Below are 25,408 nucleotides of genomic sequence, written 5' to 3' on the forward strand. Positions count from 1 at the left end.
GAGTCGATGAGCGGCGAGGTCATGACCGGGGCCCAGATGGTGATCCGGGCGTTCCAGGATCAGGGTGTGGACACCCTGTTCGGCTATCCGGGCGGTGCCGTGCTTCCGATTTACGACGCGCTCTTCGACGAGACCACCATCAAGCACGTGCTGGTGCGCCACGAGCAGGGCGCGGTCCACGCTGCCGAGGGCTATGCCCGCTCGTCGGGCAAGGTCGGCGTCGTTCTCGTCACCTCGGGTCCGGGTGCGACCAACATCATCACCGGCCTGACCGACGCGATGCTGGACTCGATCCCGCTCGTTGCCGTCACCGGTCAGGTCCCGACGCACCTGATTGGCTCGGACGCCTTCCAGGAATGCGATACCGTCGGCATCACCCGGCACTGCACGAAGCACAACTACCTCGTCAAATCGATCGAGGATCTGCCGCGCATCCTGCATGAGGCGTTCTACGTCGCGAGCCACGGCCGCCCCGGCCCGGTCGTCATCGACCTGCCCAAGGACATCCAGTTCGCCTCCGGCGTCTATTCTCGGCCGGAACACGAGGGCCACAAGACCTACAAGCCGCCGGTCAAGGGCGATTCCGAGAAGATCCGCGCCGCCGTCGAACTGATGGCGGGTGCGCGCCGGCCGATCTTCTATACCGGCGGCGGCGTCATCAATTCGGGGCCGGAGGCCTCGCGCCTGCTGCGTGAGCTGGTCGCGGAGACCGGTTTCCCGGTGACCTCCACGCTGATGGGCCTGGGCGCCTTCCCGGCCTCCGACGACAAGTTCCTCGGGATGCTGGGCATGCACGGCACCTACGAGGCCAACCTCGCGATGCATGATTGCGACGTGATGATCAACATCGGCGCGCGCTTCGACGACCGCATCACCGGTCGCCTCGACGCCTTCTCGCCGTACTCGAAGAAGATCCACGTCGATGTCGATGCCTCCTCGATCAACAAGGTCGTGAAGGTCGATGTCGGCATCCTCGGCGACTGCGCTGCGGTTCTCGAGGAGATGCTCGCTCAGTGGCGTGCCCTGCCGAAGCAACCCGACAAGGGCCGAATGGAGGACTGGTTCAACAAGATCAGCCGCTGGAAGTCGCGCGACTGCCTCGCCTACTGGCCCTCTGGCACGATCATCAAGCCGCAATACGCGGTGCAGCGGCTCTACGAGGCCTGCAAGGATCGCAAAACCTTCGTCACCACGGAGGTCGGCCAACATCAGATGTGGGCGGCGCAGTACTTCAAGTTCGATGAGCCGAACCGTTGGATGACCTCCGGCGGCCTCGGCACCATGGGCTACGGCCTGCCGGCGGCGATCGGGACGCAGCTCGCCAACCCGGACGGGCTCGTCATCGACATCGCTGGCGAGGCGTCGATCCTGATGAACATTCAGGAGATGTCGACGGCGGTGCAGTACCGGCTGCCGGTCAAGATCTTCATCCTGAACAACGAGTACATGGGCATGGTGCGCCAGTGGCAGGAGCTGCTGCACGGCTCGCGCTACTCGCAGAGCTACTCGGAGAGCCTGCCCGACTTCGTCAAGCTGGCCGAGGCCTACGGCGCCAAGGGCATCCGCTGCGAGAAGCCCGGTGAGCTCGACGCCGCGATCCAGGAGATGCTGGACTATGACGGGCCGGTGATCTTCGACTGCATCGTCGACAAGACCGAGAACTGCTTCCCGATGATCCCGTCGGGCAAGGCGCATAACGAAATGCTGCTGTCCGACTATCTCGGCGAGACCGGGGTGGAGCTCGGCGACGTCATCTCGGCCGAGGGCAAGATGCTGGTCTGATCGGGCCGGCATCCGTCACGCGGCACGCGCGCCATGGACCGGACGCCTCGATCGGTGGTGGCGGGCCCTTCCCTATCGGAAGGTCCGTCGCCAGCGCCGCGGAAGCCGTTGGCCGATGCGCTGCGGCCATGTCGGCCGCGGCAGGGCGTCGTGGCGGTGCGGATCGAGCCTCGGCACGCTCGCGGCGCGCTCCGCCGCCGTCCGGTCGCTGCGCTTGCGCAGGAGTACGAAGAACTCGCTCTCCCACGGACGGGTCGGCTCGAGGGCCGCGCACTCGAACGGCAGCAGGTCGAGGCCGATCAGCTCCGCGAGGATCTCCGCGAAGCTGCAGGGCGTGAACACCGCGCAATGTACATCGACCGAGGCGCCGGTCTCGGCGAGACCGGCGGCGATCGACAGGGCTTCGGCCGGTCCGCCGCTGATCGGCCGCAGCGGCGCGGGTCGGCCGCGCCAGACCGCTCCGGCATCGACGGGACTGGCTCGGGCGAAATGCTCGTAGACGGTGGCCAGCGGCGGCTTGCGCAGGCCGGCGAGATGGGCGGCGATCAGCGCGCCGGCGGTCGTCGGGGTGCGGAAATGGTCGAAGGTGAAGCGCTTGTCGGGCACGATGAGGCAGAACACACCGCCCTCCCGAAGGGCGGCGCCCGCCTCGCGCAGCCAGCCGATGGGGTTGGGGACGTGCTCCACGACGTGCGAGGCCACAATGTAATCGACCGGCCCGCGCGGTCCGAGCGCTTCCGCCAAGCCGCCCTCCCCCAGCACGATATCGACGGGATGGATGCCGTCGGTGCCGGCCGGGCCGAGCGTCGGATGGCCCTGGTACTGGCGGCGCAGCGCGTCCGTCGGCAGATGGTCGGCGTAGAGCACGTCGCCCTCGTCCTTGCGGATGAGAGGGTTCGTGAGGGGGCCGATCTCGACGCCGGTTCGGCCCTGCGGCAGGACGAGATTCAAAACACGCTGGCGCCGATCCATGGCGCGGCCGGTATCACGCCACCGGCAGGTGGGTCCAGCATCACGGTGCCGACCTTAGGTGGCGAAGGCAGAAACACACAGGGTTCAAGTTGAGGAACGCCAGACGATGAACGCGATGAACACCCACTATCCCGAGCCGACGCGGATCGAGACCGTCAACCGTCACACCCTCGCGGTGATCGTGGACAACGAGCCCGGCGCGCTCGCCCGCATCGCCGGCCTGTTCTCTGGTCGCGGCTACAACATCGAGAGCCTGACCGTCTCGGAGACGGAAGAGGCGCGCCACCTCTCGCGCATCACCATCGTCACCACCGGCACCAATGCCGTGATCGACCAGATCAAGGCGCAGCTCGACCGCCTCGTGCCGGTTCACCGCGTCGTCGATCTGACGCTTCAGGGGCAGGCGCTGGAGCGGGAGCTGTGCCTCGTGAAGGTGGCCGGCACCGGCGAGCACCGCAGCGAGGCCCTGCGCCTCGCCTCCGCCTTCGGCGCCCGGACCCTCGATGCCACCCTCAACTCCTTCGTGTTCGAGCTGACCGGCTCGACCGAGGAGATCGATCGCTTCATTCGCCTGCTGACGGTGATCGGCCTCGTGGAGATCTCCCGCACCGGCATCGCCGCCATGGGGCGCGGCGCGGAACCCTTGTAACTGCACGTTCGAGCGGGCGGCGCTATCTAACGACAGGCGTCGTCCGCAGCGATACGAAGGCTCCATGACCGCCCGCACCCTCTACTACGCCCCCGGCGCCTGCTCGCTCGCTTCCCACATCGTGCTGGAGGAGATCGGCGCGCCCTACGAGACGGTTCGCCTCGACCTCACCAAGGGCGACCAGCGAGCGCCGGAATATCTCGCCGTCAACGAGCGCGGGCGCGTGCCGGCGCTCTACGAGGATGGCTGGGTGCTCACCGAGAACGCGGCGATTTTGCGCCATCTCGCCCGCTCGCATCCCGAGGCCGGCTTGCTGCCCGAGGACCTGCGCGGGCAGGCGCTGGCCGACGAATGGATGGCGTGGCTCTCGACCGGGCACCACACCGCCTTCGCCCATGTCCGCCGTCCCGAGCGCTACAGCGCCGACGAGGCGGGCTTCCCCGAAATCCGAGCGAAGGGTGCCGACACCTTCGGCGATCTCTGCACCATGACCGAGGTGCGTCTCTCGAATGGAGACTGGGCGCTCGGCGAACGCTACTCCGTCGTCGATGCCTACCTGATGGTGTTCTGGATCTGGGCTCGCGGTCCCGTCATCGGCTTCGACATGCCGGCCCGTTTCCCGGCCTGGACGGCGCAGGCCCGCCGCATGGCCGAGCGCCCAGCCGTTCGGACCGTCTTCGCTCGCGAGGGGCTGACGCTGCCGGCCTGAGGCGCCGGCCCGGCCACGATCCCTCGTTGACGGGCGCCCACCGCCACATCCGATGATGGCTCGAAAATCGCTTGGCCGGAGCGGGCCGGGCCGCTTGGCCGTGCGGTATCGAACGCGGGCTGGGGTTTCGCGGGCGGAAGGGAACGTGTCGGGCGCCGCCCGGTTCTCACGCTCAGGTTCTGGCACCGAGCACGAGACGAGGACGGCCGGCGGCGATGTGCGGGATCTGCGGAGAGATCAATTTCGGCGGGGCGGCCGATGCGAACGCCGTTCGGGCGATGATGGAGGTACTGCGCCCGCGCGGCCCCGATGCCGGCGGCCTTCATGGCCAGGGCGGCGTGCTGTTCGGCCATTGCCGGCTGAAGATCATCGACCTGTCGGAAGCCGGCCAGCAACCGATGATCGATGCCGAGCTCGGCCTCTCGATCGTCTTCAACGGCTGCATCTACAATTACAAGGACCTGCGCGAGGAGCTTGTCGCCAAGGGCTACCGCTTCTTCTCGACCAGCGACACCGAGGTCGTGCTCAAGGCCTTCCATGCCTGGGGCCGTGATTGCGTGAAGCGCTTCCTCGGGATGTTCGTCTTCGCCGTCCATGAGCGCGATTCGGGCCGCGTGACACTTGCCCGAGACCGGCTTGGCATTAAGCCGCTCTACTACGCGGAGACAGGCCGGCGCTTTCGCTTCGCCTCCTCTCTGCCGGCGCTCCTCGCCGCGGGGGAGGTCGACACCACGATCGATAAGGCGGCTCTCCACCATTACATGAGCTGGCACGCCGGCGTGCCGGCCCCGCTGACGATCCTCAAGGGCGTGCGGAAGGTCCCCCCGGCCACGACCCTGACCTTCGAGCCGGACGGCTCTCGCCGGGAGGAGACCTACTGGACCCTGACGGTCGGTCCGCGTGACGAGGACCGCCACATGACGGAGGCGGACTGGCGAGCGGCGGTGCTGGACTCGCTCGGCATCGCGGTGGCCCGCCGCCAGATCGCCGACGTTCCGACCGGCGTCCTGCTCTCGGGCGGCCTGGACTCGTCGGTGATCGTGGCGCTGCTGGCCAAGAATGGCCAGACCGGGCTGAAGACCTTCTCGGTCGGATTCGACGCGGTGAACGGCGTCGAGGGAGACGAGTTCAAGTATTCCGACATCATCGCCGATCGTTTCGAGACCGATCACGCCAAGCTCGTCGTGGATGGCACACGCACGCTGGAGGCGCTGCCGGCGGCGATCCACGCCATGGCCGAACCGCAGATGAGCCACGACGCGGTGGCCTTCCTCCTGCTGTCGCAGGAAGTGGCGAAGCACGTGAAGGTGATCCAGAGCGGTCAGGGCGCCGACGAGGTGTTCGGCGGCTACCACTGGTATCCGAAGCTGATGGGCTCGACCGACCCGACCGCGGACTACGCCCGCGCCTATTTCGACCGCGACCACGCGGAGATGCGCGAGGCGCTGACCCCCGAGTTCGTCGACGAGGATTACAGCCGCGACTTCATCGCGCGCTTCTTCGCTGAGTCGAAGAGCGCAAGCGCCATCGACAAGACCCTCGACCTCGACCAGCGGGTCATGCTCGTCGATGATCCGGTCAAGCGGGTCGACAACATGACCATGGCCTGCGGGCTCGAAGCGCGCGTGCCCTTCCTCGATCACGAACTCGTGGAGCTTGCCGCCCGCATCCCCGCCGAATTGAAGGTGCGTGACGGTGGCAAGTTCATCCTCAAGGAGGCCGCCCGCGCGGTGGTGCCGGCCGAGGTGATCGACCGGCCGAAGGGCTACTTTCCGGTCCCCGCCCTCAAGCATATCCGCGGACCGTTCATGGACTTCGTGCGCGACGTGCTCGACCGTCCGGCAGCGCGCGAGCGCGGCATCTTCAACCGCGCCTACGTCGATCGCCTGCTCGCCGATCCCGACGGGACGCTGACGCCGAAGGGCAATTCCAAGCTCTGGCAGGTGGCGCTGCTCGAAGCGTGGCTGCAATCGCACGGCATCTGATCCGCCGCTGCCGCGTTGCCCGCATGCCCCGTCGCGTCGGATCGGCGTGGACGGCTGCGCTCAAGGTGACGCGGATTCTCCACGATCATCCCCGATGCGCGATGCGCTGGAACGCTGCGGGAGACCCGAAACGATGTGTCGCTGGATCGCTTATCGAGGCCTCACGATCCCGCTCGAACATTACGTGACCGAGCCGGCGCACTCGCTGGTATCGCAGAGCATCAAGGCGCTCGAGTCGACCGCGAGCACCAATGGCGATGGCTTCGGCCTCGGCTGGTACGGCGACCATCCCGAGCCCGGCCGCTTCCGCGAGGTCCAGCCGGCCTGGTCCGACGAGAACCTGCGCTACATCTGCCGCCACCTCCACTCGCACCTGTTCTTCGCCCATGTGCGGGCGGCCACCGGCACGCCGATCACCAGGCCGAACTGCCATCCCTTCGCCTGCGGACCTTGGCTGTTCATGCACAACGGGTATGTCGGCGACTGGGCGCGGCTGCGCCGGCCGATCGAGGCGCTGATCCCGGACGAGCTCTATCCCTCGCGCAACGGCACCACGGATTCGGAGGCGCTGTTCCTGGCGATCCTCGGGCAGGGTCTGATGGCCTCTCAGGTGGAGCGCGACCCGATCACCGCGACGGCTCTGGCGCTGGCCAAGGTCACCGAGATGGTCGGCGGCATCGAGGGCGGCCACCCGTTCCGCTTCACCGCGGCGCTGGCCGACGGGCGCGACCTCTACGCCTTCCGCTACGCCGCCAACGATGCGGCCAACAGCATGTATTACCGGCAGTCGGCGGACGGTGTGGTCGTCGTCTCGGAGCCGCTCGACAAGGAGCACGCGACCTGGACGCCGGTGCCGGACAACAGCGTCGTCATCGCCCGCAAGGACGCGCTGGTCGAGGTCGTGTCACTGAAGGAATTCGGCCTTGCCCGGACCTCCCGACTGCCGCAGCTCCAGTTGCAGATGAGCGCCTGACGGGAGCGGGCGCCGAGCCCGGCTCGGCGCCTCAAGTCGCCGACGGTCAGGCCATCCAGGTCGAGCCGCCGACGGCCGAGAGCGTCATGCTGTCGGAGCCGACATCGGCGGCGCTGTAGCCGAGGATCTGCGCGAGCTGTTCGCGCGCGCGCCAGACACGGCTCTTCACCGTGCCGATGCGGCAATTCATGACGGTCGCCGCTTCCTCGTAGCTGAGGTTCTCGATCGCTACGAGGATCAGCGCCTGCCGCATCGGCAGCGGCAGCTTCGCGAGCGCTGTCTGCGCATCCATCAGATCGACATGACCCGATTGCTCGGGCGCGGCGGCGAGGCGCTCGGCGTAATCGCCGTCGCTGTCGGCGACCTCGCGCACCTCCTTGCGGTGACGCGAGTAGAAGGCGTTGCGCATGATCGTGAACAGCCACGCGCCGAGATTCGTGCCGACGGTGAAGCGGGAGCGGCTGCGCCACGCTCGAAGGAACGTGTCCTGCACGAGATCGTCGGCGGCCGACGGGTTCTTCGTCAGCGACATGGCGAAGTTGTAGAGTCGCGGGGTCATCTCGATGATGGCAGCCCGGAACGACTCTTCGTCCTTGCCCTCTTGGGCGACGAGGACGGTCTCAAGCCGAGCCAGAAGTGCGTCGAAGCGGCCGGCCTCCGCATTCGGGTTGCCCGGCATTCGCGCATAGGCTTCGGCGAGAAGGGTTCCGAGGCGTTGCTGGACCTCAGGGGGCAGCGTTGGAACCTCGTCATCAACGGGCGAGGCAAGGTCGTCGAAGGCAGTCTGTTGCATCAGGTCCTGTGGCAGATCACGGACTTGGGCAGGGGCTCGTGCCCCGCTTCGGACTTGTCCCGCGATTTGCTCTGCCCTGCGCCAACATAGATTATCAGGGCTACAAAGAGCGTATCGTTGTTCAGATCCTTGTGAAGGCGCCGGGAATCCAGCCGCGCGCATCGTATGTATCTCGTCACGTGCAACCTAACCTGCGCTATTCTCAGCCGCAGCTGAGATCGCTTTCCAGATAAGGTTGTCGGGAAACGTTTTTTGCTCCCATTGCCGCGAGGAATATGCGCCCTAATGGCTTGGCCACTTCGTATCATCGTGATCTCGGCCGTTGCCGCCGGTGCTGTCATCGCGGTCAGTGCCGTCGCCCGCGTCAGCTACGCGCCGATGCCGGACGAGGGGGATCTGCTGAATCCCGGGCGCTACCCGCTGCAGACCGCCTACGACATCCTCGGCCGGCGCGTGGCGCGGGACGAGGCTGAGCGGCTCAAGGCCACACCGGAGGGGCGCAACGATCTGTCCGCCGAGAAGGGCGCCGTCGCCATCGACGACGCGCTGGTGAAACGCGGCCGGGACGCCTTCTACCGCGAGACCTTCGGCAACGAGGTGTTCCTCTCCGACGTGATGGGCATGCTCGACGGCGGCGTGACGCCCTACGAAGTGGCCCGCGCCATCCTTCTGCTCGGGGGCGCGGGCACGACCAATCTCCAGGTCCGCATGGCCCGCGACGTGACGGTCGGTGACAGGGTCTGGAAGGCGGGCGAACTGGTGCCGACCGGGCTCGACGTGCCGCGGGGCTCGGCCTTCATCCTCGGCATCCGCACCTTCTACGACCGTGGACGCCTGCGCATGGGGATCACCTGCGCGCTGTGTCATGCAGCCTTCGATCCGGCCTCGGGCAAGGTGGTCGAGGGCGCGCCCAACACCGACCTCAATGCCGGCCTGCTGATGGCGCTGGCGAGCAATGCGACCGCCTACTTCATGCATGGCAGCGCCGACCCGTCCGCCCATCCGGGCGATCCATCCCGGAGCGTGACGACCGAGGAGGGCGGGCGCGCCCCGCTGCCTGATCGGGCCGCGTTCGAGGCTGCGGCCAAGGTCGAGGTCGCGAGCTGGCCCGCCGGCAGCTTCGATTCCTCCGCCGACCGCGAGACCAACCCGACCTCGATCCCGTCGAGCTTCTCGGCCTATGCCGAGCCTTACAGCTGGAGCGGTCGAGCCGGGGTCGGACCCTTCAAGGGATTGTCGGCGCTCAACAACAACGTTCACGCCGCCAATTCCGATACGACGCAGCAGACGCAAGCCGCCAAGACCCTGTTCGGGCTCGATCCGCAGGTCTATCTCGGCATGGTGCTGCAGGGCGCCGCGGCGCCGTCGCTCCACTACGATCCGGCCTCGGGGAAGCGCCCGACCGAGGTGCTGGAGGCCGCCGACCCGACGCCGGGGACACCGGGTCTGAACAGCTACGCCGTGCTGCCGAGCTTTCCCGCCACGAACTACATGACCGATAACGGACTTCTGGCTTCCGTGCCGGGGGAGCCCGCCAACTATGCCAACAATGCGATGTCGGCCTTCCAGAATCTCCTGCGCGCGCCCGATGTCTCTGCCGACGCGGAGCGGGTGAAGCGCGGCCGTGCGGTGTTCGAGCGCGTGGGCTGCGCCGGCTGCCATGCCGGGCCGGCGCTCAGCAACAACCGGGTCATCCCGGTGGAGGAGATCGGTACGCAGCCGAGCCGCGCGCGCTCGACCGTGCGGATGGAGGCGCGCCTCGCACCCTCGGCAGTCTTTGCCACCGACACGCCCTTCCCGCTCCCGCCCGATCCGAAGCTCGTCCCGATTCCCATGGAAGGCGATGCTCTCAAGCAGCTGCAGCTCGCCTGGGCGCATGCCGGCACAAGGGGCGGTTACAAGGTGCAGAATCTCGTCGGTCTCGCCTGGAGCGCGCCCTATCTCCACGACTCAGGCGTGGCGGTCGGTCCTGATGCAGAGAGGCAGATCGGCGTTCCAGGCACGCTCGACGCCGGCATTGCGCCCGATCCGACCAACAGCCTGAGGGCTCTCGTCGATCGCGGCCTTCGCGCGAGGGTCGTCGCGGCCAATGCCGGCTCGCAGAAAGCGCGCACCGCCCGCGTCACGGGTGAAGGCCACAGCTACTGGGCGGATGCTGCCGCCGGCGTGAGCGGCACAGAGCAGAGCGACCTGGTCGCCTACCTGCTGTCGGTCAACGCGCTGACCGAGCCGGTCCCGGTGCCATGATCGTTCTGCCGACAGACCTGTCCTGCGACGCATCGCCTTCGGACTTCAAGGTGACCGGATGGAACGACGATGCGTTGATCTCCATACGTCCGGCCTCGGCGGCCCGAACCGCTATCGCGAGAGACCCCGAACCATGAGCGCCCTGGATCTGCTCCCGCTCCTGGCCTTCCTGGCACCCATGCCGCCGATCCGACCGGAGCCGCCCTCGTCCCGGCCGATGCCGGAATGGTTTCCCGCCTTCATCATGGGCATGACCGTGTTCATCATGGTCGCGCCGATGATCGCCATCTGGGGCTTTCACCGCTCCGAACGGTCGTTCCGATCGACCTGCGAGGCGGCGGGCGGGCAGATCGTGCACGCTTCCCTCACCGACGAAGCCGTTCGCTGCCGCCGCTTCTGATACGGTGTTTGCTTGATCAATCGGGGATCGGATCAGCAAGCCCGCGCGGCACTTGAGCGACGGCCAAATCCGCCCTCCCGAAGGGATCAACCGGATTTGATATGAGCCCCCGGCGACCGGTCTTCGATCAGCCCAGCCTTGGGGAAAAAGAAGCCCGCGCCGACAGGGTCGGGCGGGTCGAAGTCTTGGGAGAAACAGGCAGCACATCTGCCGCTCGGGTAACCGGCCTCGGCGGGTGCGGTTCATCGAACGCGATAAGAAATAGAGTCTGAGGCCACGCTTCCATGGAGCTGTCCGCAGCCAGATCTTCGGAAGGCATTGCTTATCGTTTTCTGCGAGCCGAGGTTATTGGCCGAACCTGTCCATCGCTCGCTGGAGCGATCATCCGAGATCAGGTTTGGAAGGACAGCACGGCCCGCGTCCCGATCCGACCGGGGGCATAAGTCAGGACGGAGCGCAGGTTGGAGGCCATCGCTCGAATGATGCGCGAGCCCAGGCCCGTCCCCCTCGCCTCGCCCTCCCCCGTCCAGCCGATGCCGTCATCCTCCACCGCGAGGGAAAGCGTATCGGGACCCTCGCGCACGACGTGCACGCGGATCTCGCCCTGGGTCTCGGACGGGTAGGCGTATTTGTAGGCGTTGGTGACCAGCTCGGTGACGACGACGCCCAGCGAGACCGCCTTGTCAGTGGCGAGCCGGATCGGCTCCGCCTGGAGGCGGATGGCGTGGTCGCGGCCGGACGCCTTCATTGCAAGCTGCAGCTCTTCGACGAGCCCCGTTAGGTAGGCGTCGAGTTCCACGGCCTCCACGTCCTGCGAGGTGTAGAGCCGGCGGTGGATGCCGGCGATGGCCGAGATGCGGGACTGCATCTCCTCCAGGGCCTGCTTGGCGGCCGGATCCGCCACCGCGTTGGTCTGCATGCGGGCAAGCGCGGCGACGAGAGTCAGCGAGTTGGCGACCCGGTGATTCACCTCGCGCAGCAGAAGCTCCGCCCGGTCCCGCGCTTCGCGGACGGCGGCCTCCGCCCGCTCCTTGTCCCGCCGCAGCGCCTCCTGGCGCAGGGCCGTGTCGACCGCCTCGCCGAGCAATTCGCGGAATTGTCCCTGGAGGTCCTTCCAGACGTAATCGACCGCTCCTGCCTTGAGGGCCGCCACGGCCACGCGGCTGTCCTCGGAGCCGGTGACGTAGACCACCGGCGGCGCGTCCGGCAGGCTGCGGAGCAGCGGCAGCAGGTCGAGCCCGGTCCGATCGGGCATGTGGTGGTCGAGGGCGATGAGAGCGATTCCCCCCGATTGCGCCCGCGCCAGCCCCTCCTCGCCGCTCACCGCCAGCTCGACCCGATAGCCCCGTGCCTGGAGCGAGCGCTGTACCAAGCGCCCGAGGCCGGGATCGTCGTCGATGTAGAGGATGAGGGCTGGGGCCGCGTCGCTCATGAGTTCCCGGGTACCTGAATGACCGAGAAGAACAGCCCGAGCTGACGGATCGCGTTCGAGAAGCCTTCGTAGTTGACCGGCTTGGTGATGTAGACGTTCGCTCCGAGGTCGTAGCAGCGCTGTATCTCGCGGCTGTCATCGGTCGTCGTCAGGACGACGACCGGCGAACGCTTGGTGTTCGGATTGGCCTTGATCCGCTCCAAAATGTCGATGCCGGTCATGTCCGGCAGGTTGAGGTCGAGCAGAATCAGGAGATGGCGCCGGCTGCTGACCTCACCCGAGCCGTCGGCACCGAACAGGAATTCGAGCGCCGAGGTGCCGTCGCGGAAGGGCACGATCTCGTTGTTGACGCCCGCGCGGCGGATATTGCGCTCGATGAGCCGGGCATGACCCTCGTCATCCTCGATCATCACAATGCTGACGGCATGGAAGGGCGGCTGCATGGTCACTCCGCGGCCAGGGACATCGTCTCGGGAGAGTTCGATGTCGCCGCCTCGCTTCGGCCTGTAACCGGCTCTCGGGGCAGCGTCACGACAAAGGTTGTGCCCTTCCCCGGCTGCGAGGATACCTCGATCCGTCCGCCGAGTGCGCGCACCAGCGCCTTCACGCTGGCGAGCCCGATCCCCTCCCCCGGCTGGTCCTGCGTGCCGGAGCGTCGAAACAGTTCGAAGATCCGGCCATGATCCCGGGCGGCGATGCCGCGGCCGTTGTCGGACACGGCAAATCGGATCCGGTTGCCGGCCGCGGGCTTGGCCGAGATCTCGATTCGACCGGGTCGGGAGGGATCGAGATACTTGAGAGCGTTGTCGATGAGGTTGCCGAACACCTGCTCGACGGCGAGGCGGTCGGCGACGATCTCCGGCAGCGCGTCGGCAACGGTGACCGTCGCACTCTGACGGTCGGCCTGATGGCGCTGCGCATCGGCGATGCCGCGAACGAGGACCGTCATGGCGAGCGGCTCCGGATTGAATCGGCGCCGACCCTCCCGCGACAGCTTCAGGATCGCCGCGATCAGCCGCTCCATCTTGATGATCGCCGCTTGGATGAAGCTCAGCGACTCGCCGATGTCGTCGTCGATCCGCTTACCCTGCGGATGGTCGCGCAAAAGGGTGCGCAATTCCTCGCGAACCGCCTCAAGCTCGCTCGTGAAGCCCATCACGTTGACGAGCGGCGCGCGCAGGTCATGACTGACGATGTAGGCGTAGCGCTGGATCTCCTCGTTCGACTCCCGCAGCTCGGCCTCGGCCTCGCGCTGCTCGGTAATATCGGTATGGACGCCGACCCATTCGCGGATGGCGCCCTGGGCGTCGAGCACGGGAACGGCGCGGATGGAGAAGTGTCGCCAGAGCCCGTCGCGGGCGCGCACCCGGTGTTCGTGGACGAAGGTGCTGCGGGCCGCCACCGTCGCGTTCCAGGCCTCGACGCTGGGCTGCCGGTCATCCGGATGTACGGCGTCGGCCCAGCCGAAGCCCTCATACTCGGCGCGGGTCTGGCCGGTCAGCGCGGCCCAGCCGGGCTGCTCGCCGGTCATTCGCCCCTGCGGATCATTGGTCCACAGAACGCCGCGAACGGCTTGGACGGCGGCCCGAAAGCGTTCCTCGCTCGCCCGCAATTCGCCTTGGATCCGCTGCTGGTCGAACGCCGAGGCGAGCATGGCGAGGAACAGGATGACGAAGGTGACGCCCGCGACGGACAGGGCGAGGTTCTGCTGATCGACGCTCGTGGCGGCGAGATGGGCGGAATGGATGCCGGCTTCCCCCGCGGTGATCGTGGCCGCCGCCATGCCGGTGTAATGCATGCCGGCCACCGCCAAGCCCATGACGAGAGCGGCCACGAAACGCTGCCAGACGCCGGTCGGCCGGAAGGTCAGCCACAGGGCGACAGTCGCGGCCACGACGGCGATGCCGACGGACAACGCCACGATCGGCGGGCTATAGGCGAGGTTGCCGGGCATCCGCATTGCGGCCATCCCGGTGTAGTGCATCGCCGCCACGCCGATCCCCATGACGGGACCGGCAACGAGAACATCCCAGCGGCCGGCTTCGCCGCGACCGAGCCATGCCAGGGCCGCGCCTGTCACACCGATGGCGATCAGCAGCGACAGCAGCGTGCTGCCAAAGTCGTAGGCCGCGGGAAGGCCCATCTCGAAGGCCAGCATCCCGACGAAATGCATCGACCAGATGCCGCCTCCCATGGCGAGAGCGGCGCCGATGAGCCAAGCCCAGCGCGCGCGTGACCCGGTGCCGCGCATGCGCCCGCCGAGGTCGAGCGCCGTGTAGGAGGCGAGCACTGCGATGGCGACGGACAGCGCCACGAGAGCCGCGTTGTAGCCTGTAGGAACCATCGTCGTGTGGGAACTCGGGTGTTCGTCGACTGCGCCTCGGGCATTGCCGGATCAGCGTCGCCAATCGCAGCGATGCGACCCAGGCGCGGTGCAACCGCCCAAGATTGACGAAAGTTACATCGCCGCAGCGTCTGACGCTATCGTGTCCTTCCGTCGGGCTCGGAGCTGATTGTTTGGTTGCGAAAGATCCCTAAAACAGCGTCTTCCGGAGTGCTGGCACAACCTTTTGGCATGGGGGACTACCTAAGGTAAGTGCCGGATGCGACGTTACAGGCCGAGCCGCATAGTCCGGCAGCCTGTGACATCGAGTACCGAAAACGTATGCGGCCACTTCATCCGAATCGCCTCATCACATCCGTTCTCATGCCTGCGCCGGTTCACGCACCGCCCGATGAGAAACAGGCTGTCGATCCTCGCCACGATCACGAGGCGACACTCCGGACGGGCGTGATTGAATCCGAGTCCGGTAATCCTCTGCGACGCAAGCTCGCGGCGCATGTGGAACTGACATCGGGCGATGTCCGGGAACTCGACGGCTTGGCGGCGGGTGCTCGCCGCTACCCGGCGCAAACTCCGCTCCTCCATCAGTCGGACATCCCGGAAAGCGCCATCCTGGTCCTGGACGGGTTCGCCTGCCGCTACAAGTTCCTGCCGAACGGACGGCGCCAGATCACAGCCTATCTCCTCCCCGGCGACCTATTCGAACTCGATCTCGATTTCCGGCTTCCGCTCGACTGCGCCCTCGGAACGCTGACGGCCTGTCGTCTCGCCCTCATTCCGCGCCCGGAATACGAGGACCTCATCCGCCGACGCCCGAGGATCGCCCGCGCTCTGCAAATGGCCCGGCTCACCGAGGCCGCGACGTTGCGGGAGTGGATCACCAATCTCGGGTCCCGGTCCGGCCCGGAGCGTCTGGCCCACTTCCTGTGCGAGATGCTGCTGCGGCTCCGGACGACCGGGCTCGCGTCGGAGAACCAGTACAGTTTCCCCATCACGCAGGCGGATCTCGCCGATACGCTCGGAATGTCGTGCGTGCACGTCAACCGCGTCCTGCAGAAGCTTCGTCGCGATGGGCTCATCGAGCTTTCCGGCCGCAGGCTCACGATCCTCAGGCCCGAGGGGCTCAAGTCACTGGCCGAGTACGACGGGTCCTATCTCAAGCCTGCGGCAACGCCGCTCCGCCCCTCCTCGAGCGACCGCCCCGCCGCTTAGGGCCCCTCCCCATACGGGGCGGTGCGCCCCGGGGGGCGTCCGGCGGGACCTTGCTAGGTCCGTCAGAGGTCGCGGGTCGGTTGCACCCCGGCTCTGGCTGCCATCAGCACGGCTTCCGGCAGGGTTTTGACCCCGAGCGCCTCCATGACATGGGCTCGGTGAATCTCGACGGTGCGGGGACTGAGGCCAAGGGCCCGGCCGATCGACTTGTTCGTGCCCCCGGCGAGCAATCCTTCAAGAACCTCCCGCTCCCGCTGCGACAGGGCTCCGATGCGAAGCTTGGCGTCGTCGCGCGCTTGGCTTCGCTCGGTGTCGGTACGCAGTTCGGCCAAGGCGGCCGATACCGCGGTCAGCAGCGCCGCGGGCTGCCACGGCTTTTCGAGATAATCGACGGCGCCAGCCTTCATGGCGCGCACGCCGAAACCGACATCGCCGTGGCTGCGCCCGATCATGACGACGGGCAAGGAGAGCCCACCGGCCTTCAGCGCCTTCGCGACTGTGAGGCTTTCGGGGCCGGCTGCCTCCATGTCGAGGATCACGCAGCCCGGCTGCAGAGATCCCGCGATCTCCGCCAGGGCCGCGGCATTGGCGAAGACCTGAACCTCGTAGCCGGCCGGCTGCAGCAATGAGAGCAATGCCTGCCGCGAGCCCGGATTCTCGTCCACCACGTACATCCTGGCACCGGTACGGCCAGTCACATCCTCGGCGATGCCGCCCATGTGGCGGATGCGGCCATCCTCGCTTCGAATCGGGAAGAAGGTGTCACGGATGCGCCGAACGGTGCCGTCGGAAGGGCGCAGGATGCGGTACTCCAAGACGGCGACGTCGCCGCCGCCCACGCGCTCGACCGTCCGATACGCGGTGTCCCGGTCATCGGGATGGATCGTCGCGAGCCAACTCTCGATCGACGTCAGTTGCTCGGGCGCGACGCCCCAGACGTGCCGAAGGGCGCGGCTGAGATAGGTCAGGCGCCGGCTCTCGAGATTGGCCTGCCAGAGGACGTTGGTCGAGTGCTCGGCAAATCGCCGAAAGCGCTCCTCGTTCTCGCAACGGATGGTTTCCTCTCGCTTCCGTTCGGTAATCTCGAGCCCGACGCCGACAAAGCCAATCGGTCGACCATCCTCGAATTCGGTACGACCGTGCATCGCCACCCACCGCTCGACCTCGTCCTCGATCCCGATCACGCGGTGCTCGATATTGTAGATGCCGTCTCCGGCCGGGTCGCTGCAGCGGGCAATCGCATCCTCTACGCGCGGCCGGTCCTCGGGGTGGATTGCCGAAAGCCAGGCGGAGCGATCGACCTGCGCATCGGGTGGCAATCCCCAGATCGCCTTGAGGCGCGCGTTCCAGTTCAGCGCCCCTGTAACCGGGCTCCAATCACAGGGTGACAGACCGATCAGATCGACGGCGGCCTGCAGTCGAGCCTCGCTCTGATGCAGCGCGTCCGCCGTCCGTTCCGCCTCGTGCTCCTCCTCGACGATCAGGAGCACGGCCGGCGCGGGCGGGTCCGCTTGCCATGCCGGCGCGGTACGACTTCTGAGAGGCAACCCGCTGATACGCATCCAGCGCTCGAAACCGTCGTCCGTCCGATAGAGGAAGCGCGTGCGCAGCGTGACGTGGCCGCGCGATGCCCTTTCGAAAGGATGTTCGCGCGGATTGAGGACGGTGCCGTCCGCCGCATAACCGGCCCACCGCGGATCTGTGCCGAAGTCCGCGCCGGGGATGCGGCCCTGCCGGAGGAGCCGACGAAGGATCGGGTTATCGAGGAGGACCTGGCCATCCGGTGTGAACAATCCGGCAGCGATCGGCAGATGCTCGATCACAGTGGCGAGCGGCTCCTCATCCCTAGAGGATGCGATCACCGCGTCGTCGTACGGCGCATCCGACGGCCCGGACGATTGACGCTGCGCGTCGAGCTGCAAGCCGATCAGTTCGGCGAACTGCCGGAATATCTCTCGTATCTCCGTCTGGTCCAGTCGGGCAGGCCTCGTCCCGAAAGCGCAGAGGGCTCCGAACAGGCCTCCGTGCGACAACGTGATCGGGAAGGCGATGCAGCTTCGAAAGCCGAAGCGCTCCGAATCGGAAAGCCGACGGATCGCCTGATCGTCCCCCGCATCGTCGATGACAATCGGCCGCTGATGCATGTGCATCTCCTGCCAAGGGACGGCATCGATACGGAACACGTCGTGCTCTCGTAGGCTGAAGCCAACATCATCCTTTACGCTGCAGACCTTCCACGCATCGTCGTTGATCTGCGCAACGGCTGCGATGCCCAAGCCGGCGATGCGGCAGATGATTTCGAGCATGACCGGCAAGGCCGCGATACCCTCGGCTGCCACGCGATCGGGCGAGCGATGCCACTGTTGGTCCTGACACATCGCTGAGGCGCTCATCGGCTGAACTCCCGCACCGGTCGTGCCGCAAAACGCTGCATCGATCGAACCATACGCAAAGAAGGGGATCCGACACGGCCAGCAGCCACGCCTCGGTTCGGTCACACCGATGGTGAGACGGAGTTCGATCTCACCGTGTCGAGAGTACTCGGAAGATAATCACTGAAAATCCAAGCATTACGCGCCCGATCGAATTGCTAAAATTGCTAAGATTGATTGTCATTCTTTTCTTGTCCCAGGCAATGCATTGTCATCCGATGTGAATTCAAGATAAAAATCCTTTACTGGACCGTCTCTGTCGCAGAGGGAATCCTGCGTGATTGGCAGCTATTCGACCTATAACGCGCAAGCGCAGATGCGGTGCCATGCGCGATATCAATCAAATCGTCACCGTCGAGCTCGGGACAGTTAATATCCCGATCCAGGTGCCGCATCCTACGATTTCGGCAACGCACGGCCTGCGGAAGACGCTGTGTTATCGATCGAAGGCGGCCAATTTCAACAGTATTTCACGCGGAATGAGCTGATTTAATTTTTATATATATATATTTACAATATAAGATGCGCGTTTATTTGACTTGCTGCGATCGAAATCAGGATCGTGTCCTGTCAAAGTGCCTGATTGTCAGGTGTGATCCTGATTGACGGATTTTCAGCAGGCCTGTGGCAAGCGCGTACTGGCAATCACTTGTCTTGGGACAATCCATCGACGCACAACGCAACTCCGGACCCAAAGGTCAGGGTATTCGCGGTCGCGCCGGAAATGATGATGGGGGGAAGAATGGTGCTGCGAGAGAGGATTGAACTCTCGACCTCCTCATTACCAATGAGGTGCTCTACCACTGAGCTACCGCAGCGCGGTGTCGGGGGGCGATGCCGCCGCCGAACTGAACGGGGCATTAGCCGATCGAATTCCGCTTGGCAACGCTCTTTGGCCGAACAAAATGCACGAACGGTGCGCGAAACGGCCGGCGTGACGATTTGTTGACGGATCACGGGGGCATGGCTATAGAGCGGCCTCCACGTCCGGCCGCAGCACTGCGCCCGGTCGTTTCGCCTTTGCTTATCATCAGGCTGCGCTGACCGACACGGGATGCTCCCGGACCGGGTCGTTGCCGCCACGACCAGACGAGGATGCCCCATGGCCAACACCGTGTCGGCCAAGAAGATGACCCGCAAGATCGCCAAGCGTACCGCGATCAACCGCTCGCGCCGTTCGCGGATGCGCACCTTCGTTCGCAAGGTCGAGGAGGCGATCGCCACCGGCGATCAGGGCCAGGCCCTCGCTGCCCTCCGCGCCGCCGAGCCGGAGATCATGCGCGCCGCCCAGCACGGCATCGTTCATAAGAACAACGCCTCGCGGAAGGTGTCTCGCCTCGCCGCCCGCGTGAAGTCGATCGCCGCCTAAGATTTGGCGGGCCTTCCCGCCGACCGGAAGGTCGTCAGGAAGGCGCGCTGTCCAGAATATCGATCAAGCCCGGCCCTTCGGCCGGGCTTTCTTTTTTCGAGCACCGCCGATCATTGAGCGCCGGCGCCAGCTCGGCTTGGTCGTCCGGAGCCGCGGCTCCGGCGCCATTCCTATGATGCCTGGCGCGTCTCACGCCGCTCAGTCTCGCATCCTTCGCGCGGCGGACTCACAGCCGTGTCCGTGCCGCCTCGTCCGCCGCGAAGAATTTCTGGTCGCTCTCCATGGCGGTCATCCTGTTGTCTCGGATACGGACGACGATCTTCGCCGATCCGATCCGGGTGATAGACTCGCCTTGATCGAGGGGCTCGATGTTCAGCCCATCCGCGACGACGATTTCCTTGAGCATGCCTTAGGCCCTCAAGCTCTCCCTTCGCGCCATCGAGCAGCCTGGAGGCCCTCCGGCCGCGATCCTTCGTCCGATCCGTGTCCGTGATTCTGGGCCGGATCGCCGGGTCCATCCGCGGTGGCGTCGCGACGACGTCGCCTGTCGACATCGAGGGTGAGGAACGGCGTGGCGAATCCGTGTGAACCCTGGGCGGGCGCTATGGCGTTCGGACGCGCGGCCGTGGAGGCGCAAGGGCCTCCGGTGCCGAACTTGTGCACCGTGCGCGTCGTCTTCTCCACAGGTGCGGTCCGGTTATCCCGAATCGCAGGTTGCGTCCGTCCGGAAAAGGTGCCGACAACGCAACGTTAACCATAGGGCAAGGGTTCTTCGTTGCGCCCGCTCCTCCGCACCGTGTAGATTAACAAAACCTTGCGGCAGGAGAGCCGGTCCAAGTCGAGCGACGAATCGGCCCGAGTCTTCCCCAAGTTGCGGGCCGGGCTTCGACTCTTCGACCCCAGGCGCAGGACTCGCCGCGCGCGCAGATGTTTTCCCCGATCGTCCCGCTGTTAGGAGAACGATAGAGGATTGTTGATACACAGCCATCTTTAGCGGTGGCCCGCGGCGTTGGTCTTGACAGCGCTGCGGCCATTTCCGGCACCGCCCGAGTCGGGCGTGGCCTTCTCTCGTGTGGCGTATGCGTACGCATCCCCTCCGGTCCGCCGGCTTGGATGCGAGGAGACACGGTGATGCACCTCGACGGCAGCATGTCGGACGGCGATGGCGGAAACGGCAGGGGGACCATCGATATCCCCGCGGCCTGGACGCGGGTGAAGCGGCGGCTGCGGGCGGAGCTTGGCGAGGACGTGTTCGCGAGCTGGTTTGCCCGTCTTGAGCTGGAAGACGTTCAGGGCGGCGTTGCCCGTCTCACGGTGCCGACCCGGTTTCTCAAGAGCTGGATCGAGTCGCATTATCTCGATCGGGTGCTGACGACCTTCCGGGCCGAGGCCGACGATATCAGCCGCATCGAGGTCGGCGTGCGGGGGGCCTCCGCGCCAGCCCGCCCAAGTGCCGGCAGCCAGGCGAAGCCGAACCCGACGAGCGGGCCGCTGAACCGGCTCCACGCCACCGCGACGGCCGCCGCTCTCCAGGGACCGGGTCCGCTGGTCGAGACCGAGATCACCTCGCCCCGCGGCGAATCGGGTTCGGTCGATCTCAACGGCGCACCGCTCGATGTACGGCTCACCTTCGCCAACTTCGTCGTGGGCCGCTCCAACGCCCTGGCCCACGCGGCGGCGGAGCGGATCGCCCGCAGTGACGGTGACGGCGCGCTCTACAACCCGCTCTACGTCCATGCCGGCGTGGGTCTCGGCAAGACGCACCTGCTCCACGCTGCCGGCCATGCCGCCCGCGAGGCGGGACGCCGGGTGATCTATCTCACCGCCGACCGCTTCATGTACGGCTTCGTCAATGCCCTGAAGACGCAAAGCGCGCTCGCCTTCAAGGAGCGACTTCGGGCGATCGACCTGCTGATTCTCGACGACGTGCAGTTCATTCAGGGCAAGTCGATCCAGACCGAGTTCGGCCATACCCTCAACGCCCTGATCGATTCGGGACGCCAAGTGGTGGTCGCCTCCGACCGTCCGCCGACGGAGTTGGAGGCGCTCGACGAGCGCGTGCGCTCGCGCCTGGCCGGCGGTCTCGTCGTCGAGATCGGCGGGCTGGATGAAGGCTTGCGCGCCTCGATCCTCTCCGCCCGGCTCGACGCCGTGCGGCAGAGCCACCCGAACTTCGAAGTCTCGCCGGCCGTCTCCGCCTATGTCGCCCGCGCGATCACGGCCAACGGCCGCGACCTCGAAGGCGCGGTGAACCGGCTCCTGGCCCACGCAACGCTGACCGGCGCGCCCGTCACCGTCGAGACCGCCGAGACCGCGATCCGCGACCTCGTGAAGAACCGCGAGCCGAAGCGGGTGAAGATCGAGGATATCCAGAAGCTGGTGGCTTCGCGCTACAACGTCTCGCGCTCCGACATCCTGTCCGAGCGGCGCACCGCCGCCGTGGTCAAGCCGCGCCAGATCGCGATGTATCTCTCGAAGGTGCTGACCCTGCGCTCCCTGCCCGAGATCGGCCGCCGCTTCGGCGGGCGCGATCACACCACCGTGCTGCACGCGGTGCGCAAGATCGAGAAGCAGATCGGCGAGGATGCGGTGCTCGGCGATGAGGTCGAACTGCTGAAGCGCATGCTTCAGGATTGATGCCGATCGGAGCGGAGCCGGGATCGTCCGGCTCCGCTCCGCAAGGGCCATCGGCTGTGTCCTTCGATGTGAGGAGCGGTCCGGCGCGGATCGACACCCTCAGGGATGAGCCCCTCGAGGGACGGGACAGCGCGGAGGTCGCCCTTGCCTTCGTGGGAGCGCTTCGCCAAGCTGTTCAGCCCGCTCCGCACTGGCGTGCCTCGCGAAACGTCCCGTCACCGACCAGCCCTCCGGCCGCGATGGCGGGAGGGGCGTTTCGAGAGAGTCGCGCCGTTTTCGGGCCTGACCGACGGCGGACCGGCCGATTGTTCAAGAGACGACGGGTTTTCCGATGAGAGTCACAGTCGAGCGCGCGGCCCTCCTGAGATCGCTCGGCCATGTCCACCGGGTGGTGGAACGGCGCAACACGATCCCGATCCTCTCCAATGTCCTTCTCCGCACGGGCGAGAACGGCCTGCAGTTGAAGGCGACCGACCTCGACATCGAGGTGACCGAGACCGTCGCCGCGGACGTGCTCGACGCCGGCGCCACCACCGTCCCGGCCCACGTCATCTACGACATCGTGCGCAAGCTTCCCGACGGCGCACAGGTCTCGCTGGAGACCTCCGGCGAAACCGGTCAGATGACGATCCGCTCCGGCCGCTCGCGCTTCGCGCTCGGCGCCCTCCCTGAGGGCGATTTCCCCGACCTCGCTGCGGGTGAGCTGCCGCATTCCTTCGCGATTCCTGCGTCCGAACTGAAGCAGCTCATCGAGAAAACGCAGTTCGCGATCTCGACCGAGGAAACGCGCTACTACCTCAACGGCATCTACTTCCACACCGTCGAGGTCGAGGGCGCGCTCAAGCTGCGGGCGGTGGCGACCGACGGCCATCGGCTCGCCCGGGTCGAGACCGAGGCGCCGGAAGGAAGCCGCGGCATGCCGGGCATCATCGTTCCGCGCAAGGCGGTGGCCGAGATCCAGAAGCTCGTGGACGATGGCGGCGAGAGCGTGCAGGTCGAACTGTCGCCTGCCAAGATCCGGCTGACCTTCGCCGGTGGCGTGACCCTGATCTCGAAGCTGATCGACGGCACCTTCCCCGACTATCAGCGGGTAATCCCGACCGGCAACGACAAGCGCCTGACGGTGGAGCGCGATGCCTTCGCCAAGGCGGTGGACCGTGTTTCGACCATCTCGTCCGAGCGCGGCCGCGCGGTGAAGCTCGCCATGGGCGATGGTCGTCTCGCGCTATCGGTGACTAACCCGGATGCCGGTTCTGCGACCGAGGAGCTCGATGTCGATTACGAGGCCTCCGCCCTCGATATCGGCTTTAACGCCCGCTACCTCCTCGACATCACCGCGCAGTTGCAGGGTGATACCGCCCTGTTCAGGCTCGCTGATCCCGGCTCGCCGACTTTGATCCAGGATCGCGAAGGGGCGCCGGCGCTCTACGTGCTGATGCCGATGCGCGTGTAAGTCCGCTTCCGGCGCTCGCCGGATCGGATATATCGCTCACGATGGACACGCTGCCGGGAGGCACCCGCCTCACCCGCCTGATCGCCCGCGACTTCCGCAACCACGTCGATCTCGACCTCGCCACGGCGCGCCGCTTCGTGGCGCTCATCGGCGAGAACGGGGCGGGCAAGACCAACATCCTTGAGGCGGTCTCGCTGTTCTGCCCCGGTCGGGGTCTGCGCCGGGCCGATCTCGCGACCATGGCGCGGGTCGGCGGGCCGGGCGGCTTCGCCGTTTCGGCGACGTTGGAGACGGCCGAGGCCGAGCACCGGCTCGGATCCGGCTACGAGCCGCCGGGCTATGACGGCCGCGGCACCCGCGTCTGTCGCATCGATGGGGCGCCGGCCCCCTCCCCCGTCGCCTTCTCGGAATTCCTGCGGATCGTCTGGCTGACGCCGGATTTCGACGGACTGTTCCGCGGAGCGGCCGGTGACCGGCGCCGCTTCCTCGACCGGCTGGTGCTCGCCGTCGATGCCGGCCACGGCGCCCGCGTCTCGGCGATGGAGCGGGCCCTGCGCTCGCGCAATCGACTCCTCGACGAGCGCCCCGACGACGGTCGCTGGCTCGACGCGGTCGAGCGCGAGGTGGCCGAACTGGGCGTCGCCGTGGCGCTCGCCCGGCGCGAGACGGTCGAACGCCTCGACCGACTGATCGCCGACACACGCGACGATGCCGCGCCTTTCCCCTGGGCCTCCCTGCGGTTGGAGGGTGATCTCGACGACCTTGTCGCGGTCTGGCCGGCGCTGGAGGCCGAGGATCGCTTCCGCCGTGCGCTGATGCAGGGCCGCCACCGCGACCGGGCCGCTGGCCGTACTCTAATCGGACCGCAGACCACCGATCTCGTCGTGCGCCACGGCCCGAAAGACGTGCCCGCCGCCACGGCCTCGACCGGTGAGCAGAAGGCGCTTCTGATCGGCCTCGTGCTGGCCCATGCCAGACTCGTTCGGGCGATGAGCGGCCTCACGCCCCTCATTCTTCTCGACGAGGTGGCCGCTCATCTCGATCCGCGGCGGCGCGCTGGGCTGTTCGACGCCCTCGAAGCACTCGAGGGGCAGGTCTGGATGACGGGCGCCGACCCGGCCCTGTTCGTCGAGTTGGAAGGGCGAGCCGACATCATCAAGATCGCGGACGGACGTATCGTCACGTCGAGTGTTGACTGAGAGGTCGAATGCCTCTGTCGAGCATCATGCTGTTCGCCGCCGTCTATGGGGTCGCGGTGGCCTCTCCCGGACCCGGCGTCTTCGCGCTTGTCGCCCGTGTTCTGGCGCGCGGCACGCGCGGCATCCCAGCCTTCGTCGCGGGCTTCATTGTCGGTGATCTGATCTGGTTCGCGATGGCGGCGACCGGATTCGCGCTTCTCGCGCAGAGTTTCGCGACACTCTTCATCGCAATCCGCTACATCGGCGCGGCTTATCTCGCCTACCTTGCATGGTGTGCCTGGACCGCGCCGGTCGAGCCTCTCGAAGGTGATCCCGTGCGTGGGGAAACCGGAATGCGCCTGTTCCTCGGCGGTTTGGCCCTGACGCTCGGCAATCCCAAGGTCGTCCTGTTCTTCCTCGCTCTATTACCGACCGTGATTGATCTCGAACGTATCAGTCCGCTCGGGATGATCGAGGTTGCCGCGACGATCGTGGTCGTTCTCAGCACGACCTTCGCCGCCTACACCCTGGCCGCTGTCCGAGTCCGGCGTTTCTTCGACTCGGTTCGTGCGCGGCGGGCGGTAAATCGCGGAGCCGGTACCGTGATGGCGGGTGCCGCTCTCGCCGTTGCAACGCGGTGAGCCTCAAGGACCGAGCGGGGTGGTATCCCGTTCTGCCACACCCGTCTGCCTTCGGCCGGTACAACGCGACTTCGCGCACCGTTGTCATCTCGGAGAGCCGCAACGCGTTGACGAGGGCGACCCGCAAAGCTTCGATCTTGTCCACCCGCCGCAAAGCCGCCAGATCGTGATCCAGCCGATCGGTCTCGTCGATCACAAGG

General features: G+C 66.6%; 21 protein-coding genes and 1 tRNA gene. 14 read left to right on the forward strand and 8 right to left on the reverse strand.

The genetic code is table 11. The features are described from left to right. Positions 1-6: 6 nt before the first annotated feature. Entirely contained in the window at positions 7-1,782 is a 1,776-nt protein-coding gene (locus tag MFF24_RS16705; protein ID WP_108943131.1) for an acetolactate synthase 3 large subunit, read from the forward strand. A gap of 72 nt (positions 1,783-1,854) precedes the next feature. Here the strand turns inward: MFF24_RS16705 and MFF24_RS16710 are convergent, their stop codons facing one another. Further along, the gene (locus MFF24_RS16710; RefSeq protein WP_238225757.1) at positions 1,855-2,754 is read right to left on the reverse strand and encodes a class I SAM-dependent methyltransferase; all 900 of its coding nucleotides are present in this window, start codon (positions 2,752-2,754) and stop codon (positions 1,855-1,857) included. Positions 2,755-2,860: 106 nt separating this feature from the next. Between MFF24_RS16710 and ilvN the strand changes: the two genes are divergently transcribed. From ilvN to MFF24_RS16730, 4 genes are all read left to right on the forward strand, one after another. Continuing rightward, entirely contained in the window at positions 2,861-3,403 is a 543-nt protein-coding gene (gene ilvN, locus MFF24_RS16715) for an acetolactate synthase small subunit (RefSeq protein ID WP_108942706.1), read from the forward strand. A 64-nt stretch (positions 3,404-3,467) separates the two neighbouring features. Beyond that, a complete protein-coding gene (locus MFF24_RS16720; RefSeq protein ID WP_238225758.1) occupies positions 3,468-4,112 on the forward strand; it encodes a glutathione S-transferase family protein in 645 nt (214 codons plus the stop codon). A gap of 215 nt (positions 4,113-4,327) precedes the next feature. Continuing rightward, positions 4,328-6,097: an N-acetylglutaminylglutamine amidotransferase gene (locus tag MFF24_RS16725; protein WP_238225759.1), complete on the forward strand. Its 1,770-nt coding sequence runs from the start codon at positions 4,328-4,330 to the stop codon at positions 6,095-6,097. Positions 6,098-6,230: 133 nt separating this feature from the next. Further along, positions 6,231-7,070: a class II glutamine amidotransferase gene (locus MFF24_RS16730; protein ID WP_238225761.1), complete on the forward strand. Its 840-nt coding sequence runs from the start codon at positions 6,231-6,233 to the stop codon at positions 7,068-7,070. Between the two features lie 46 nt (positions 7,071-7,116). On the opposite strand, the gene MFF24_RS16735 is transcribed toward MFF24_RS16730, so the two are convergent. Beyond that, on the reverse strand, positions 7,117-7,863 hold the full coding sequence (locus MFF24_RS16735; protein WP_108942709.1) for a sigma-70 family RNA polymerase sigma factor: 747 nt from the start codon (positions 7,861-7,863) through the stop codon (positions 7,117-7,119). A 285-nt stretch (positions 7,864-8,148) separates the two neighbouring features. Here MFF24_RS16735 and MFF24_RS16740 point away from each other — a divergent pair, with 285 nt between their 5' ends. Continuing rightward, positions 8,149-10,110, forward strand: coding sequence for a cytochrome C oxidase Cbb3 (locus MFF24_RS16740; RefSeq protein ID WP_238225763.1), 1,962 nt, complete (start codon positions 8,149-8,151; stop codon positions 10,108-10,110). A 133-nt stretch (positions 10,111-10,243) separates the two neighbouring features. Beyond that, positions 10,244-10,510 carry a hypothetical protein gene (locus MFF24_RS16745; protein ID WP_108942711.1) on the forward strand — a complete coding sequence of 89 codons (267 nt, stop codon included), beginning with the start codon at positions 10,244-10,246 and terminating at the stop codon, positions 10,508-10,510. Positions 10,511-10,901: 391 nt separating this feature from the next. Here MFF24_RS16745 and MFF24_RS16750 read toward each other — a convergent pair whose 3' ends face one another. The 3 genes from MFF24_RS16750 to MFF24_RS16760 are packed head-to-tail and all read right to left on the reverse strand — an operon-like array spanning position 10,902 to position 14,286. Then, complete coding sequence (locus MFF24_RS16750) at positions 10,902-11,942, reverse strand: histidine kinase dimerization/phosphoacceptor domain -containing protein (protein ID WP_238225765.1); 1,041 nt, start codon at positions 11,940-11,942, stop codon at positions 10,902-10,904. Beyond that, positions 11,939-12,385, reverse strand: a complete 447-nt coding sequence (locus MFF24_RS16755; protein ID WP_108942713.1) for a response regulator — start codon at positions 12,383-12,385, stop codon at positions 11,939-11,941. Before MFF24_RS16755 ends, MFF24_RS16750 begins: the two co-directional genes overlap by 4 nt. Before the next feature lie 2 nt (positions 12,386-12,387). Continuing rightward, positions 12,388-14,286 (reverse strand): sensor histidine kinase, encoded by a 1,899-nt coding sequence (locus MFF24_RS16760; RefSeq protein WP_238225767.1) that lies wholly within the window; start codon positions 14,284-14,286, stop codon positions 12,388-12,390. Between the two features lie 252 nt (positions 14,287-14,538). Here MFF24_RS16760 and MFF24_RS16765 point away from each other — a divergent pair, with 252 nt between their 5' ends. After that, a complete protein-coding gene (locus MFF24_RS16765) occupies positions 14,539-15,498 on the forward strand; it encodes a Crp/Fnr family transcriptional regulator (RefSeq protein ID WP_238225769.1) in 960 nt (319 codons plus the stop codon). A 62-nt stretch (positions 15,499-15,560) separates the two neighbouring features. Here the strand turns inward: MFF24_RS16765 and MFF24_RS16770 are convergent, their stop codons facing one another. Next, a complete protein-coding gene (locus tag MFF24_RS16770) occupies positions 15,561-17,891 on the reverse strand; it encodes a PAS domain-containing protein (RefSeq protein WP_238225771.1) in 2,331 nt (776 codons plus the stop codon). 365 nt (positions 17,892-18,256) lie between these two features. Here MFF24_RS16770 and MFF24_RS16775 point away from each other — a divergent pair, with 365 nt between their 5' ends. After that, positions 18,257-18,418, forward strand: a complete 162-nt coding sequence (locus tag MFF24_RS16775; RefSeq protein WP_238225773.1) for a hypothetical protein — start codon at positions 18,257-18,259, stop codon at positions 18,416-18,418. A 255-nt stretch (positions 18,419-18,673) separates the two neighbouring features. Here MFF24_RS16775 and MFF24_RS16780 read toward each other — a convergent pair. After that, a tRNA-Thr gene (locus tag MFF24_RS16780) sits at positions 18,674-18,748 on the reverse strand. Positions 18,749-19,032: 284 nt separating this feature from the next. Between MFF24_RS16780 and rpsT the strand changes: the two genes are divergently transcribed. Then, positions 19,033-19,299 carry a 30S ribosomal protein S20 gene (rpsT, locus tag MFF24_RS16785; RefSeq protein WP_108942715.1) on the forward strand — a complete coding sequence of 89 codons (267 nt, stop codon included), beginning with the start codon at positions 19,033-19,035 and terminating at the stop codon, positions 19,297-19,299. A 226-nt stretch (positions 19,300-19,525) separates the two neighbouring features. Here the strand turns inward: rpsT and MFF24_RS16790 are convergent, their stop codons facing one another. Next, a complete protein-coding gene (locus tag MFF24_RS16790) occupies positions 19,526-19,705 on the reverse strand; it encodes a hypothetical protein (RefSeq protein WP_238225776.1) in 180 nt (59 codons plus the stop codon). Between the two features lie 725 nt (positions 19,706-20,430). On the opposite strand from MFF24_RS16790, the gene dnaA reads away from it, so the two are divergent. The 4 genes from dnaA (at position 20,431) to MFF24_RS16810 (ending at position 25,208) form a co-directional block, all read left to right on the forward strand. After that, complete coding sequence (dnaA, locus tag MFF24_RS16795) at positions 20,431-21,936, forward strand: chromosomal replication initiator protein DnaA (protein WP_166057987.1); 1,506 nt, start codon at positions 20,431-20,433, stop codon at positions 21,934-21,936. Between the two features lie 331 nt (positions 21,937-22,267). Continuing rightward, the gene (gene dnaN, locus MFF24_RS16800) at positions 22,268-23,389 is read left to right on the forward strand and encodes a DNA polymerase III subunit beta (protein WP_238225778.1); all 1,122 of its coding nucleotides are present in this window, start codon (positions 22,268-22,270) and stop codon (positions 23,387-23,389) included. A 41-nt stretch (positions 23,390-23,430) separates the two neighbouring features. Continuing rightward, a complete protein-coding gene (gene recF / locus MFF24_RS16805) occupies positions 23,431-24,588 on the forward strand; it encodes a DNA replication/repair protein RecF (RefSeq protein ID WP_238225779.1) in 1,158 nt (385 codons plus the stop codon). Positions 24,589-24,596: 8 nt separating this feature from the next. Continuing rightward, on the forward strand, positions 24,597-25,208 hold the full coding sequence (locus tag MFF24_RS16810; protein WP_238225781.1) for a LysE family translocator: 612 nt from the start codon (positions 24,597-24,599) through the stop codon (positions 25,206-25,208). The last annotated feature ends 200 nt before the right edge of the window (positions 25,209-25,408 follow it).

Source organism: Methylorubrum aminovorans (genome assembly GCF_022179725.1).
GTDB classification, from domain to species: Bacteria; Pseudomonadota; Alphaproteobacteria; order Rhizobiales; family Beijerinckiaceae; genus Methylobacterium; species Methylobacterium aminovorans.